Origin of the sequence: Brevundimonas vesicularis NBRC 12165, from assembly GCF_001592205.1 — a bacterium.
Taxonomy (GTDB): domain Bacteria; phylum Pseudomonadota; class Alphaproteobacteria; order Caulobacterales; family Caulobacteraceae; genus Brevundimonas; species Brevundimonas vesicularis.
The window spans coordinates 175,143-190,302 of sequence record NZ_BCWM01000003.1; the positions used below are offsets into that span (position 1 = coordinate 175,143).

10 protein-coding genes and 1 pseudogene are annotated in these 15,160 nt (G+C 66.8%); 5 read left to right on the forward strand and 6 right to left on the reverse strand.

Annotated elements, in window-relative coordinates; all coding sequences use genetic code 11:
• The first annotated feature begins 86 nt into the window (after window positions 1-86).
• The 5 genes from BVE01S_RS03790 (at window position 87) to BVE01S_RS03805 (ending at window position 7,233) form a co-directional block, all read left to right on the forward strand.
• Entirely contained in the window at window positions 87-3,392 is a 3,306-nt protein-coding gene (locus BVE01S_RS03790) for a DEAD/DEAH box helicase (protein ID WP_066624462.1), read from the forward strand.
• Between the two features lie 137 nt (window positions 3,393-3,529).
• Window positions 3,530-4,018, forward strand: coding sequence for an alpha/beta fold hydrolase (locus BVE01S_RS17145; protein ID WP_218015904.1), 489 nt, complete (start codon window positions 3,530-3,532; stop codon window positions 4,016-4,018).
• A gap of 181 nt (window positions 4,019-4,199) precedes the next feature.
• Window positions 4,200-4,889 carry a gluconate 2-dehydrogenase subunit 3 family protein gene (locus tag BVE01S_RS17150; RefSeq protein WP_218015905.1) on the forward strand — a complete coding sequence of 230 codons (690 nt, stop codon included), beginning with the start codon at window positions 4,200-4,202 and terminating at the stop codon, window positions 4,887-4,889.
• The gene (locus BVE01S_RS03800; RefSeq protein ID WP_066624464.1) at window positions 4,886-6,430 is read left to right on the forward strand and encodes a GMC family oxidoreductase; all 1,545 of its coding nucleotides are present in this window, start codon (window positions 4,886-4,888) and stop codon (window positions 6,428-6,430) included. The genes BVE01S_RS17150 and BVE01S_RS03800 overlap by 4 nt, the downstream gene beginning before the upstream one ends.
• On the forward strand, window positions 6,430-7,233 hold the full coding sequence (locus BVE01S_RS03805; protein ID WP_066624466.1) for an SDR family NAD(P)-dependent oxidoreductase: 804 nt from the start codon (window positions 6,430-6,432) through the stop codon (window positions 7,231-7,233). The genes BVE01S_RS03800 and BVE01S_RS03805 overlap by 1 nt, the downstream gene beginning before the upstream one ends.
• A gap of 57 nt (window positions 7,234-7,290) precedes the next feature.
• On the opposite strand, the gene BVE01S_RS03810 is transcribed toward BVE01S_RS03805, so the two are convergent.
• From BVE01S_RS03810 to BVE01S_RS03835, 6 genes and pseudogenes are all read right to left on the reverse strand, one after another.
• A complete protein-coding gene (locus BVE01S_RS03810; protein WP_066624468.1) occupies window positions 7,291-8,184 on the reverse strand; it encodes an SDR family oxidoreductase in 894 nt (297 codons plus the stop codon).
• Entirely contained in the window at window positions 8,177-10,024 is a 1,848-nt protein-coding gene (locus tag BVE01S_RS03815) for a glycoside hydrolase family 15 protein (protein ID WP_066624470.1), read from the reverse strand. The genes BVE01S_RS03810 and BVE01S_RS03815 overlap by 8 nt, the downstream gene beginning before the upstream one ends.
• Window positions 10,021-11,010, reverse strand: a complete 990-nt coding sequence (locus BVE01S_RS03820) for an SDR family oxidoreductase (protein WP_066624472.1) — start codon at window positions 11,008-11,010, stop codon at window positions 10,021-10,023. Before BVE01S_RS03820 ends, BVE01S_RS03815 begins: the two co-directional genes overlap by 4 nt.
• A gap of 371 nt (window positions 11,011-11,381) precedes the next feature.
• A pseudogene (locus tag BVE01S_RS03825) lies at window positions 11,382-11,669 on the reverse strand (hypothetical protein); the annotation flags it as partial.
• 2 nt (window positions 11,670-11,671) lie between these two features.
• Window positions 11,672-14,152, reverse strand: a complete 2,481-nt coding sequence (locus BVE01S_RS03830; RefSeq protein WP_084375273.1) for a TonB-dependent receptor — start codon at window positions 14,150-14,152, stop codon at window positions 11,672-11,674.
• A complete protein-coding gene (locus BVE01S_RS03835) occupies window positions 14,139-15,095 on the reverse strand; it encodes a FecR family protein (RefSeq protein WP_066624477.1) in 957 nt (318 codons plus the stop codon). The genes BVE01S_RS03830 and BVE01S_RS03835 overlap by 14 nt, the downstream gene beginning before the upstream one ends.
• Window positions 15,096-15,160: the final 65 nt, after the last annotated feature.

Below are 15,160 nucleotides of genomic sequence, written 5' to 3' on the forward strand. Positions count from 1 at the left end.
CGGTTCCGTCGCGCTGGCAGCTGAAATGACCGGTCGGGGGTACGAAAGCGGGCGCAACCCTCGGCCGGCCTTGGGGTTGAGCCAGGATGAAATCGTCACCCGCCGACCCCGATCTTTCCGCCACAGGCCAGCAGGTCCTGGTCGATGGGCCAGCCCCCCAGGCGGACGATGGCAAGCGTTGGAAAATGCCGGCGGCGGCCGTGGCGGCCGGACTTGCTGAGATGACGACCAAGCGCTCGCAGGCCGTGGTGTTCATCGCGACCAGCGAACGTCGCGCCGATGAGATTGCGGCGGCGCTCTCGCCGATGGTGAAGGACGCCGAGGTGTTGATCTTGCCGCCTTGGGACTGCCTGCCCTACGACCGCGCCGCGCCTTCGCGAGAAAGCATGGGGCGGCGGATGGCCGTCTTGGCCGCCCTGAACGAAGCCAGCGCAAGGCCCGTGTTCCTGGTCGCCTCGCCCGATGCGATCGTGCAGCGGACGCCGTCGCGCGAACGGATCAAGGCCCGCTTGTCGCTCGCGGCGGGCGAGGCGCTGGATCGCGAAGTCCTGGAATCGTTTCTTACGGATACGGGCTATGCGGCGGATGAGCGGGTCGACGAACCTGGCGAGTACGCTCTGCTCGGCGCGGTGGTCGACGTCTTTCCGCCGGCGTCCGCAACGCCTTATCGCATCGCTTTGGACGAGGCGGACCGGATCATCGAGATCCACGCCTTCGATCCCGTATCGCAGCGCCGGGGCGCCGAGATCGAGACGATCTGTCTGACCCCGGCAGCTGAATGGAGCGACCGGTCGCCCGAGGATGACGAGGCTGATCATCAGGACACGGGCCCGTCGATCGATGCTGAGACCTCCACGACCCTGTTTGATTTCCTCGTCAAGCCGATGATCCTGACTGACGTGGGCGTCGAGGATCGGTTCGAACGCATTCGCGCGCATGTGGCCGAAGCCTATGACACGCGCCTGCGGTTCAGTGAGGGCGCGCGTCCTGCGAAACCCGACAGCCTCTATTTGACGGAAAAGGACGTTCGGCAGGCGTTGAAAGGCGCCAAACCCCTGAGCGTCGAGGGTTGGGCGCCGACGCCGGCCTTCGCATTGGAGAAGTCGCCGGGGCGGGCCCTTAAACAATTCATTGCCGAGCGGCGCGAGGCGGGCGACCGCATCGTTCTGACAGGATTGCCTCATGAGCACAGGATCATCCTACGCCTGCTGCGTCGCCACGATATCGATACGCCGGTGGCGCTCGAGAGCTGGACCGCGATCGCACCACTGCAGCCCGGGCAGATCGCCGTCGTGACCGCTGATCTGGACACAGGCTTCCGACAGTCGGCCGCCGGTCTAGTCGTCCTGACGCCCTCGGACATTTTCGGCGGCCGGATCGCGCGAGGATCCGGCGACACGAACGATGCGTTCGGAGAGACCGAACTGCGGTTGGACGATGTGGTCATCCATGAAGACCACGGTCTGGGCGTCCTGAAGGCGTTGGAGCGGGTCGCTGCCGATGGTGTCGAGCGCGACGTTCTGCGCATCGAATATCACGGCGGAGGCACCATCCTCGCGCCGATCGAGGAGTTCGGCAAAATCTGGCGTTATGGCTCGGAGCCGGACGCAGTGTCGCTGGATCGGCTGAATACCCAGGGATGGCTGAAGCGACGCGCCAAGGTCAGCGCGCAGATCGACGAGGCCGTAGCGGCCTTGTCCGCCCGGGCCGAAGCGCGCGCAGCGTTGAGGACCGAGCCGATCGCCGCGCCGCGTCAGGCGCTGGCCCGGTTCGCCGCAGGGTTCGCCTTCCCCGAAACGACCGATCAGGCGCGCGCCATCGAGGCGGTCCTGTCCGACCTGGGATCCGGCAAGCCCATGAACCGGCTCGTCTGCGGCGATGTCGGTTTCGGCAAGACCGAGGTCGCCCTGCGCGCTGCGGCGGCCGTGGCCCTTGCCGGCAAACAGGTCATCGTCGTCGCCCCGACCACCGTCCTGGCGCGTCAGCATTTCGAGGTCTTCAAGAGACGGTTCAAGGACACGGACATTCAAATCGGCCACCTATCGCGCGCCGCAGACAGCGCGGAGGCGCGGGCGGTCAAGGCAGGGCTGGCGGACGGCTCCATGCGCGTCGTGGTGGGTACGCAGGCGCTGGCGTCGGAAGGGTTGGCGTTTTCCAGCCTCGGGCTTGTCATCATCGATGAGGAGCATCGCTTCGGCGCGCAGATGAAATCTGCCTTGGCAGAGAAGGCGCCGCATCTGTTGTCGATGTCGGCCACGCCGATTCCAAGAACCCTGCAGAGCGCCATGGTCGGCATTCAGGACGTCAGCCTGATCGCCAGTCCGCCCGCCCGACGCCGGCCCATCCGAACCTTCATGACCCCGTTCGACGCTGGGGCCGTTCGCCTGTCGCTGATGCGCGAGAAGGCGCGGGGCGGGCAGAGTTTCGTGGTCGTGCCGCGGATCGAGGATATGGAACCCTTGGCGGAACGCTTGAAGACTCTGACGCCCGAGCTGTCGGTGGTTTCGGCGCACGGTGACATGTCCCCGTCCGCGATCGACGAGGTTATGAGCCGGTTCTCCGACGGCGAGGGGGACGTGCTTCTGGCCACGAACATCATCGAGACCGGCCTGGATGTGCCGCGCGCCAATACGATGCTGATCTGGCGGCCGGACCGGTTTGGCCTGGCGCAGTTGCATCAGCTGCGCGGGCGTGTCGGCCGGGGGCGCCGCCAGGGCTTCACCTATCTGCTTTCCGATCCCGAAACGCCGATGGCGGCGGCGACGGAAGCGCGCTTGCAGACGCTAGAGGCGCTGGACCGACTGGGGGCGGGCTTCGCGATCAGCGGGCGCGATCTGGACCTGCGCGGCGGCGGCGATCTGGTGGGCGAGGAACAGGCCGGACATGTCAGGCTGATCGGCTCGGCCCTTTACCAGGCCGTCCTGGCTCGGGCGCTCGCGGCTGCCAAAGGCGATCCCGATCCAGACCAAGCCTCTCCCAGTCTAAACGTCGGCGCGACAGGACATCTGCCGGCGGACTACATCCCCGACGAAACCGTGCGCATCAATCTTTATGCCCGGTTGGCGCGCGCCACGACGGCGGAAGATGTCGACGCCTTGCGAGACGAAGCCGAAGATCGGTTCGGCTCTTTACCAGACCCCGCAGAGGACCTGTTTACCGGCCGTCGCCTGGCGGCGCTCGCCCGTGATGCCGGCGTCACGGAAATCGTATCGGGACCGAAGGCGACGGCGTTGCGGATCGCAGCGGCGCGTCGGCCCGGCATGGAAGCGTCGTTGCCGTTGCGCGATGATCGACGCTGGTCCGAGGATCGCATGATCGTCGATGCCGCCAACGATCAACCGCACGACACGGCCTTCATCGAGAAGCTTCTGACCGAATTGGCGGCGGCCTGAGGGCATGGCGGGCTTGAGCCGGTTTCAACGTCTGGAGTCTGTTTTGTTGGGAGCAATTCCGCCGCTGGCGCGCTGATCGACGACCGCCGACCGATCACGGCGGAGCCTCGCGTCTTCGCTTTCTAAAAAGCCCCTGCATGCTCACAGACACCCGCCTTACTGTCGTCTTCCTTCATTCCCTGGGCTCGAGCCGCCACGATTGGGACGCGGTGATCGACCGGCTTGCCGATGAGGTGGTGACCGTCGCGATCGATCTTCCAGGGTTCGGGGACAGGGCAGGGGAAGGCTATGGCGATGTCCAAGCCGTGCTCGAGGACCTGAGCCGCCGCCTTACCGATCTTCATCTCCCGCGCTGGATCCTTGTCGGCCACAGCATGGGCGGCAAGTTTGCGACCCTGATCGCCGCGCGGGCGCGTGACGGGGCGGCCGGTCTGAGCGGGTTGCTGGGCGTGGTGCTGGTCGCCGGATCGCCACCCTCGTCGGAGCCGATGGACGAGAGCAGGCGTGCGGATATGCTGACCTGGTTCGACGATCCGACCAGGATCGAGGATCGGGGACGCCAGTTCTATCGACGCCAATACCGCCGCCGGTCTGCCGCAGGCCGCCTTCGATCGGGCCCTGGCTGATTTCACTCGATCCAGCCCCGAAGCCTGGCGCGGATGGCTGGCCGAAGGATCGCGCGAGGACTGGTCCGATCAGGCCGGCGTCCTGCCTTTCCCCGCCCTGATCATCGCCGGCGCAGAGGATGGCGATCTCGGCGAGGCGGCGCAGCGGCGTGTCAACGCCCCCCACTATCGCGCGGCTGACGTGGTGGTCGTGTCGGATGCGGCGCACCTGATCCCTCAGGAACAGCCAGACCGTCTCGCCGGCCTGGTTCTGGAGTTCGTCGGGAAGCTCGGTTCATCTGCGCTGCCTCCACCCTTTGTGGATCTGATGGCGTCCGATCGCGTGTCGGATCGCACGCGACGCGCAATGCTGGATCGTCATTTCGGTCCGGCGCCAGCTGACGGCGGCGTCCTGAACCCGACCCAGCGCGCCGTCCTGTCGGCGATGATAGCGCGAATTCTGCCCGATGGGGGCGATCCGGATGATCTGACGCGGCGTCTCGATGTGGCGCTCGCCAGAGGACAGGGCGACGGGTGGCGGTTCGCCGACCTTCCCTCGGACGCCGAGGCCTGGCGACGCGGGCTGGATGAGATCGCCGCCACGGCGCCGGAGTTCGCAACCCTGGCCCCCGATCGCCAAGACGACATCCTGCGCACCATTTCGCAGGGCGAATGGCCCGAGCCGGGCCGGCTTTCGGCAGACGCCATGAAGCTCTGGTTCGAGGACGTCGTGTCCGAGGCCGCGCGCCTGTGGATGTCGCTGCCATCGACTTGGGCCCAGATCGGTTACGACGGTTTCGCCACGGGCGGCAAAGGCCGGTTCCAGGGATATGACCAGACGGCGGCGGACCACACCGAACCTTGGCGTCTGCCGAGGGAGGGCGTGGGTTGAGCGCGCCTGCAAGGACGGCCGGCGAAACCGATGTCGTCATCATCGGCAGCGGGGCCGGCGGGGCTCCGATCGCGGCCAGGCTGGCGAAGGCCGGGCTGTCGGTCACGGTGTTGGAGGCGGGGCGGGCTTTCGATCCGGCGGAGCATACGCCCGACGAAACGACGGCCGATCTCTATTGGATGGAGGAGCGCCTGAGCGGAGGGCGCGACCCGACCGCCTTTGGGGCCAACAACTCCGGCCAGGGCGTCGGCGGCTCGCTCCTGCACTGGGGCGCCTTCTGCCCACGACCCGATCCCCGTGATCTGACGCTGGCCTCGGAGACGGGACGCGGGCGGAACTGGCCGTTCGGCTGGGACGAACTGGAATCCTATGTCGAGACCGTAGAGACGGTGATCGGGGTCTCAGGCCCGGCCGACTATCCGTGGGGCGGGCGACAGTTCGCCTATCCGCCTGTCCCGCGCAACGCCCCGGCGGATGCAATGGCCCGTGGCGCGACGGCCGTCGGGCTGACCGTTACGGATGCGCCGGCGGCCGTGCTGTCCCGCGATCGCGAGGCGGGGACGACGCCCTACCGCATGGCCTGCGTCAACTGCGGCGCCTGCCACCAGGGATGCAGAACCGGCGCCAAGGGCGGCGCGGACAACAGCTTTCTGCCGATGGCCGCAGCCAATGGAGCCAAGACTATCGCCAACGCGCGGGCCATAGGCGTGGAGCGTGACGCCGGTGGACGGATCAAGTGCGTGATCTATCGTCGCGACGGGCAGGATCATCGGCTGAACTGTCGAGCGCTGTTCCTTTGTGCGGGCGGTGTCGAGACGCCGCGCCTGCTGCTGAACTGGGGATTAGGCAACGCCGGCGGCGAGGTCGGCCACAACTTCATGACCCATGTGGCGACCCAGGTCTGGGGCCGGTTCGACGCCGACATGTCGATGAACCGCGGCTATCCCTCTTCCCTGATCAGCGAAGACATGGTGCGTCCGTCGGACGCGAACTTCGCCGGCGGCTATCTGATCCAAAGCCTTGGCGTCATGCCGGTCACCCTGGCGGGCGGGTTCGCGCGGGGCGGGGGCCTCTGGGGCGCGCCGCTGGTCGATACGCTACGCAACTATCGCCGGCTCGCCGGGATCGGCATCAATGGAGAGTGTCTGCCGGACGACGACAACCGCCTGACCCTGTCCGATGAGGTCGACGCCGTCGGGCTGCGCAAGGCGCGGATCGACTTCAGCTATGGCGAGAACGAGCGGCGTCTGGACGCCCATGCCCGGCGCATCATGACGGAGATTTGGACCGCCGCCGGCGCCGAGGACATCTTCGCGGTGGCCCGGTCGGCGCACACCATCGGCGGCTGCCGGATGGGGGACAAGTCGGACGGGGCGGTCGTCGACGCCGACGGGTGCAGCGTCGAGATCGACAACCTGTACGTCTGCGACAACTCCGTCTTCCCCAGCGCGCTTTCGGCCAACCCGGCCTTGACCCTCATGGCCGTCGCCCTGCGCACGGCCGATCGCTTCCTCGAACGTCAACGAACAGGAGATTTGTGATGGACCTCGGGATCAAGGGGCGGATCGCCCTCATTTCCGGCGCCGATTCCGGCATGGGCAAGGAGACGGCGCGGCTGTTGCTGGAAGCCGGCGTACGGGTCGCCTTGACCGACAAGCCGGACGGCACGCTGGATGAAGCCGTCCAGGAGCTTTCCGCCTTGGGCGAATGCATCGGCGTGACCGGCGACGTCACCAAGGCCGACGATGTCGAACGCCTGTGGGCGGAGGTCCGAGACCGCATGGGCGATCCGGACATCTATGTGAACGCAGCGGGCGTGACCGGCGCGACCGGCGATTTCCTGGATGTCGATGACGCCGGTTGGCTGGAGACGCTCGACATCAATCTGATGGGCGCGGTGCGGATGTGCCGCCAGGCCATTCCGGCCATGCGGCGCTCGGGCTGGGGCCGTATCGTCCTGTTCGCGTCGGAGGATGCGGTCCAGCCCTATGTCGACGAACTGGCCTATTGCGCCTCGAAAGCTGGCATTCTCAGCCTGGCGAAGGGTCTGTCCAAGGCCTATGGCTGCGACAATGTGCTGGTGAACACGGTCTCGCCCGCCTTCATCGCCACCCCGATGACCGACGCCATGATGAAGAAGCGCGCCGAGGAACGCGGCGAAACCTTCGAGGAGGCGATCAAGAGCTTCCTGAAGGAAGAGCGGCCTGGCATGACGCTGGATCGCAGGGGCAAGCCGGAGGAGGTGGCGGCGGCCGTCGCCTTCCTGTGTTCGGAGCGCGCCAGCTTTATCAACGGTGCGGGCATACGGGTGGATTCCGGCTCGGTCGCCACCATCGCCGGCTAGTCGTCCCGCCGAAAGAGAGACCGGCGGCGGGACGATCCCGCCGCCGGTTTTGTCTTGTCAGGCGACGCCCATGCCGCCGGTGACGCCGAAGACTTCGCCGGTGATGTAGCTGCCTTCCTGCGAGGCCAGCAGCACATAGACCGGGGCGATCTCGACGGGCTGGCCCGGACGACCCAGCGGCACCTGCTCGCCGAACTTCATCACGGCGCCCTGCGGCTGTCCGCCGGACGACTGCAGCGGCGTCCAGAAGGGGCCGGGCGCCACCACATTGGCGCGTATGCCCTTTTCGATCAGCTGCTTGGACAGGGCCTTCGTATAGGCGACGATCCCGGCCTTGGTGGTGGCGTAGTCCAGCAGGATGGCCGAAGGCTCATAGGCCTGGATCGAGGCGGTGGTGATGACCGAGGCGCCCGCCGGCAGATGCGGGACGGCCGCCTGGGCGATCCAGTGCATGGCATAGAGGTTGGTCTTCAACGTCTTGTCGAAGTCTTCCGACGTCACCTGAGAGATGTCCTCGCGATACTGTTGGCGGCCGGCGTTGATGACCAGGATGTCCAGTCCGCCCAGCTCCGACACGGCCTGTTCAACCATCTGCCGGCACCAGTTTTCATCGGTGATGTCACCGGGGAGGTCGACGGCCTTGCGGCCCTCAGCCTCAATCAGCGCGATGACTTCGGCGGCGTCCTTGCGCTCGGACGGCAGATAGGACAGCGCCACGTCGGCGCCTTCCCGGGCGTAGGCGATGGCGGCCGCGCGGCCGATGCCGCTGTCGGCGCCGGTGATCAGGGCCTTGCGTCCTTTCAGCTTGCCGGAACCCTGATAGCTGTCCTCGCCATGATCGGGCTTGGGGTCCATCTCGCGCGCTTCGCCCGGTACGGGTTGGGGTTGGCGCGGGAAGGGCGGCTTTGGATATTGCTCGCGCGGATCCTGAAGGGTCAGTCGATCAGTCATGGAACGTCTCCGTTTCGGGCTGGGGGGAAGTGGTCTGCGCCTTGCCGACGGCGGTCAGGGCGGTCAGATGCGCGAGGTGGCTGAGCCCCTGCGGCATGTTGCCGAGGTAGGCGCCGGTGTCCGGGTCGATCATCTCGGTCAGCATGCCCCAGCGGCCGCTGAGGGCTTCGCGCAGGCTGTCGATGCGGGCGCGCGCCTTGTCCGATTCGCCTAGCGTCGCCCAGGCTTCGGCGATCCAGAAGGAACAGGCGATGAAGCAGCCTTCCTCGGCCTGCATGCCGGAATAGCGATAGTGGAAGACGCCGGCGCTGAGATGACGGTCCAGCGCGTCAAGGGTCGCGCGCAGCCGCTCTTCGCCATCGAACCGGAACCGCACGGCCAGGGCCAGGGCGGCGTCCAGCTTGTCGCTGCCCGGATACATGACGAAGGCCTGAAGGCTGTCGGACCAGCAATGCGTCTCGACCCAGTCGAAAATCCGGTCGCGCTCGCGCCGCCAGCGATCCCGGCACGTCGTCGGCAGTTGTCCCGCGTCCGCCAGTTCGACCGCGCGGGCCAAAGCCTGCCAGCAGCTGATCTTGGACATGGTGTAGTGCTGCTCGTCTTCCAGCTCCCACATGCCCGCGTCCGGCTGTCGCCAGGCGTCGGCGCACTGGTCCGCCAGTTCGGACAACTGCTGGGCGCTGGCGCTGTCGAGGATGTTGCCGCAGCCGACGAAGCGCGAGGCGGTCTCAAAGATGTCGCCGAATACGCCGTGCTGGGCCTGGTCGGCGGCGCGATTACCCGTGACGACCGGACGCGAGCCTTGATAGCCCGGCATGTCCCAGTGTGTTTCCGGCGGCACGAGTGCGCCGTCCAGGCTGTAGCAGACCTTGGCGCCATGGCGCTTCAGCTGCATCAGCAGCCAACTGAAGGCGGCCTTGGCCTCCGCCTGGGCGCCGGCCGCCAGGAAGGCCTCGATCGTATAGCCGGCGTCGCGCAGCCAGGCGTAGCGATAATCCCAGTTCTTATCGCCGCCCAGACGCTCGGGCAGGGACGTCGTGGCGGCCGCGGCGATGGCGCCCGACGGGGAATACAGCAGCAGTTTCAACGCCAGGGCGCTGCGGATGAAGTCGTCGCGATACAGGCCGGGGCAGTTCAGGCGCGCCGCCCAGTCCCGCCATTCCTGATCCGACAGGTCGATGCGGGCGTCGATTTCTTCGATGGACGGCACGACCAGCGGCTCGTCCCGTCCGGCGACGATGGCTACCGTGCGCCGCTCGCCTGCGTCGACCACGATGGTTCCGACAATGCCCTCATCGGACCATTCGCATGAGATGCGCGGATCGTGGACGAACAGGCCGAGCACCCGCTCGACGTGGAAGACCGTGTGTTCGCCGATCTTGGAATGATACGGATTGGCCGTATCGCCCCGACGCCCCAGACGCATGTGCAGGGCGAAGGTCACTTCGCCCTCCAGGCCATCGATACGGCGGGCCAGTTCGCACCAGGGCAAACGACCGGCCGTGCCGCTGTTCAGGCTCTCGGTCAGACGCGCGCGGCCCGTGGCGGTGGCGAACTCCGTCTCCAGCACATTGCTGTCGGGGCGATAGCGGCGGGTCGCCGTGAAGGCCTCGGTCGGCGTGATCGAAAACCGGCCGCCCTCCGCATCCAGCAGCCGGTCGAAAAGCGGCGGCGCATCGATCGCGGGAACGCACCACCAATCGATGCCGCCATCCAGCGCTGACAGGGCCACCGTTCGGCCCTCGCCCAGAACGCCATAATCTTCGAGGGCGACGTAGCCATCGGGACGGAGCGCTTGCGACGAGCGCGCCGGATGGGGCGTGAAGGTCGTCTCTGTCATCGTTTGGACGATCCGATCGCAAGGCCAGCCGTTACGGCAAGGCCCGCGAGCACGCCGACCGCCGCGACCTTGAGCGCCGCGATCTGCCGGCTGGACACGAAACCGATCAACGGTCTGATCACCCGTTCGGTGTCCGGGCCGTCGATCGCCGCCGGACCGTCTTCGGGTTGATCGAGATTGCCGAGACGCGGCAGTTGCGGGTCGCCCTGCTGCGCTGTGATCATCTTGGCGGCCTGGCGATCCGCCAACGCTGGCGTGAACTGTTGCGCCAGCGCCATCAGCCATGTCGTGCGACCCACGAAGACCTTGCGGCTGGGGCGCTGCACCGCGGACCAGACGGCGTCTGCACACAGGCGGGGATCGAACAGGGGATCTGGAATGACCTGCGCCCGGTCGGTCCGGTTGCGTGACCACAAAGGCTGGGGCGTGTTGACGGCGGGCAGATAGACGGTGGTCAGGGTGACGTTGGAGGCTGCGGCAATCAGTTCTGCCCGAATGGCCTCGGTGAACCCGTCGACGGCCGCCTTGGCGCCGCAGTAGGCGGCCTGCAGCGGGGCAGGGCGCAGCGCCAATCCCGAGGACATCTGGATCACCGCCCCTTTGTCCGCCGGTCGCATGGCCCGAAGCGCCGCGCGTGTTCCGTAGACCTGAGAAAGATAGGTCGTCTCGACGACGCGGCGGTAATCGGCGTCGGTCAGATCTTCATCGCGCCCGATGACCGTGGACATGGCGTTGTTGACCCAGACATCGATGCCGCCGAAAGCGTCCACGACATCGCGTCCCGCCTGCTCGACGAAGGCCGGATCGGACACATCGCCCGCCATGCCGATCACTCGGTCTCCCGAACGCTTCAGCTGTTCGACGGCTTTGGAAAGGCGTTCAGCCTGTCTGGCGATCACCACGACCTGCCATCCGGCTCGGGCGAACCTGTCGGCGATCGCGAGACCTATGCCGGCGCTGGCGCCTGTGACGACGATAACCGGCATGGCGATCCTTCTGATTTCGATTGCGGAATGACGATCGCGGTTGCGGCCGAACGGGGAGGCTCTGACAACGACACGTCCGGAGGAAGGTTGCCGACCGAAAGATTGGCGTTGGCGCTCTGCGCAAACGACGACGCTACCGCCGACAGCGGCGGCCTACGCCTGCGGCGCGTCGCGGTCGTTAATTGAGCCAGACTGATCTTGGACCGGCCTCTCGCTTACAGCGCTGTCAGTTTGAGCGTGGAGCGACCCTGCCCGACCTATTGAAAGCTACAGACGGTTGATCGTGGAGAGGGGGCGGGGTCACGCCAACCGTCGCGCAACGGAGCCTCAAACGCTTTCAGCCTGGCAGGGCAAGTTCAGAAGCCGGAGACCTATTGATCTAGCAATGTCGGAATCTTCATCGCCACGATCTCACGCGTGCGTCGGGTGATGCCGTACAGCATCCCAGGTTCGCTTTCGTCCCAGTCGATGGCCTGACCTTCGGCCTCTATGCCCAGCGTTTCGATGTGGTCTAGCACTCCCCCGCGCATCTGAATGGCGACGACGTAAAGCTCGGGCAGGTCGTGACCTGTCAGACACAGCCGGCCGTCCGGTCCCCATCCACCGCCGGAGATGCTCATCGGCGCGATCCGCTACAGGATCGAAGGCGGCAGGGCCCAGGCTAATGCGCCGTCCACTTCAGCGTCAGGCCGATCGTGCGAGGACGCAAAGGTGTGATGGCCTGGGCGTCGGGAAGGCGGAAAGGGTCGCTGTAGGCGAAGGTGTTGGCTTCGGTGTCAAACAGATTGTCCACGAAGACGGTCGCCGTCCACGCCGACGCGTCGACGCCAAAGGCCAGTCTCCCCGTGCCGTAGTCGCCCATTCGATATTGCTGGCGTCCGTCGAAGGTCAGGCGCGACGCGCCGACGTAGGACAGGCCGCCGTCGGCAAGCAACGCCAAACGCTCGCCCAGCGGACGCCGCCAGCTGAAGCCGACATTCGCCGAAGCTCGTGGCACCCCAGGCAAACCCGCATCACGACGAGAATCAAACCGCGCGCTGGGTGAGGTGATGCGTGGGTCGGCGACAAGCCCGTTGGCGAAAAGCTCAAGCGTCTCAGAGGGACGCCAGTTGGCCTCGACCTCGAAGCCCTTGTCCGCGCCGTCGCCGACGTTGACGACATAGGCCAGGCCGCTGGGCAGAAACTGGTCGCTCTGCACATTGCGCCACCGCGCGGCGTAGACGGCGGCGCGGAGGCGGGCGCGACCGTCCGCCGATCGGTACTTGGCCCCCAACTCGGCGTTCCACAGGCTATCCGGCTGGTATTGGCGCGCCGGTGAATTGGATCGGCCGCTGAAATCCTGACCGATGACCCCTGCGGTGTTGAAGCCGCCGGCGCGGTGGCCCTGGCTGATCAGTGCGGACAGGTTCAGGCGATCGCTGGGCTGCCAGGTGAGGGCGATCTTGGGCGTGAAGCCGGCGGATTCACCTTGCCCGTCGAAGGGTCGCGATCGGGTGAACTGTCGAACCAGGGAGGTGGTGTCATACTCCAAGGCGTAGTAGCGGGCCCCGGCGGTCAGGGTCAGGTCGTAGGGCAGGTCCAGCGACGCCTCGCCATAAACGGCGGCCTCGTTCAGCCGGTCGCGCCGCGCCTCGGAATAGATGGCGCGAGGCTCGGGCGTCAGGGCGGACAGGACGGGATTGGTGCGTGTGGTGTTGGACGACACCAGACCGCCGGCCAACCAGCGCCAGCGACCGATATCGGGAGAGGCGAAGTTGGCCTCGCCGACGATCAGATGGATGTCCTTGCCTTCGTCCAGCGCGCCGATGCGCCAGCCCGATCCGAAGCGACGGAGAGCGCTGGAGGCGTCGTAGCGGCTCTTGAAACCATGCTCGACGACCGAGATCGAGGCGTTCAGCCGGCCCCAGGCGCCGCGACCCTCGATGGAGGCCGAGCCTTGGTCGAACCGGTTCTGGTGCGGTTCGCGAACCAGATTGGCGCGCCTCAGCGGGCCGAGGCCGCGATAGACGTAGTGGGTGTCCTCGGTGACGATGGACTGGTGAACGACGCCGGCACGCGCCGTCCAGCCCGGCGAAATCTCCAGCGCGGCAGACAGCCGGCCGCCGCGTCGCGTGCCGTCATTGACCCGCCTCAGGTTCAATTCGACGTCGTTGATATAGCCGCTGTAGGTCTCGCCATAGAGGGCAGCGCGGATCGCGGCGCGGTCGCCGGCGATCGGCAGGTTCGCGACCAGGCCATAGTCTGAGTTCCAGCCGCCGCCGTCAGTGCGCGACCGGGTCGCAGAGAGCGACAGGGATTCTTCGCCCATCGCCGGAGCTCGCGTGACGATGCGCACGACGCCGCCGATGGGGCCGGTACCGTACAGCGTGCCTTGCGGGCCGCGCAGCACCTCGACCCGGTCGATGTCGATCAGCTTCAGATCCGGGTCCGGGGCGGCGTATGTCACCGGCGTCAGGTCGAGGTACAGGCCGACAGTGGATTGGGTCAGGCCGGTGAAGACGCCGTCCGATATGCCGCGTAGCAGGATCTTGTTCCGGCCGGGGCCGAGATTGGTCACCGTCATGCCGGAGACGAGGCTGTCCAGTCCCTGCATGCCTGTGACCCCAGCACGGGTGATGCGTTCGGCGCCGACCGCCGTCATGGCCGATGACGAGGACTGGATCAATTCGGGTCGGCGCGGGGCGGTCACGACGACTTCGCTGACTTGCGCCACGTCTTGCGGCGGCGCCACAGGAGCGGCCGGGCGTGGGGCGATCGGGCGAGCGGGAGCGGGAGCGGGCGCCGTGCTCGATTGCCTGCTGATGATCACAGCGCCGTCTTGGCGAATAGCGTGGCGACATCCGCTGCCAGCCAGCAATCGTGTAAGGGCCGCGTCCAGCGACATCCGGCCACTGATCGCGGGGCTGACGCCGGCGCACGACGTCAGGCTGCCGCCCAGTGAAACGCGGGCCTGAAGCGCCAGGTCGAGAAGGGCGTCGTCTACGGACTGGCGCGGGATGTAGATGTCGAGCAGGCGCGCATCCGCCTGCGCCGGCGTGCTCAGGGCAGTTGTGGCGAAGAGAAAGAGACTGGGAAGAAGGGCGGCGGCGTGTGGCTTGGACAGGGCGAGGCGTTGGGGCCGCCCGCCCTTAACCGGCCTCACGTGCGTTGACGCGGACTTCGCGCGTCGAGGCGTCCACGCGGACGGGGGCGAAATCCTGCAACTGCTTCAACATCACGGCCTCATCGCCAATGCGAAGGGCGCCGGTGAACCGCAGCGCCCGAGCCGATGTCGATAGCACGACCGGCTTGTCGAGATAACGCGAAAGATCGTCCGCGACATCAGTCATCGGACGGTCGCGATAGACCAAAACTCCCTGACGCCAGGGTGATGTCTGGTTCGCAGACATTTGCGACAGGGCCGGGGTCTGTTCGCCGCGCTGGGCCAGCGCCTGACCGGCGACCAGTCGGACCTTGGGTGCGTTGGCGGGGGTGACGGCGACGACGCCCCGTTCGACGGCGACGGCGAAACGGTCGCCGTGGTTCAAGACGTTAAAGGCAGTGCCTAGCACCTCGACCTGATGATCGCCCGCGGCGACGATGAAAGGGTGGGCCGGGTCGTGAGCGATGTCGAAGGCGGCTTCGCCCTCAGCCAACGACACCGAGCGGTTGTCGCCGTCGAACCGGACGTCCAAGGTGGAATGGCGATTCAGATAGACGTGCGATCCATCTTCCAGCGCGACCGTCAGGGGCGCGTCGGTCGTGGCGTAGATCTGCGAGCCCGGCGTCAGCCACAGGAACAGGCCGACAGCCAGCGTCACGCTAGCGGCAATGCCGATCGCCGCGCCCAGCCAGGGCGAACGCGTCTTGGCGAGGCGTGCACGCGCGGCGGCGAGGTCGATGACCGGGGTCTCTGTCGGTGCGGACGAGGCATGGTCATCCAGATCGACCCACAGGCGCTCGACGGCGTCATAGGCGGCGGCGTGGGTCGGCGACGCCTCCAGCCAGTCCTGGAATTCGAGCCAGGCGGATTCGGGCACCTCGTCGTCACGCAGGGCGACGAACCAGTGCAGCGCCTTTTCCTCGATGTTGGTTTGTGCGGTCATCCGATCCCAGCCTGGAGGAACGCTGTGCAACGCGCCTCCTGATAACAAGACGGCGCCGCCAAGCT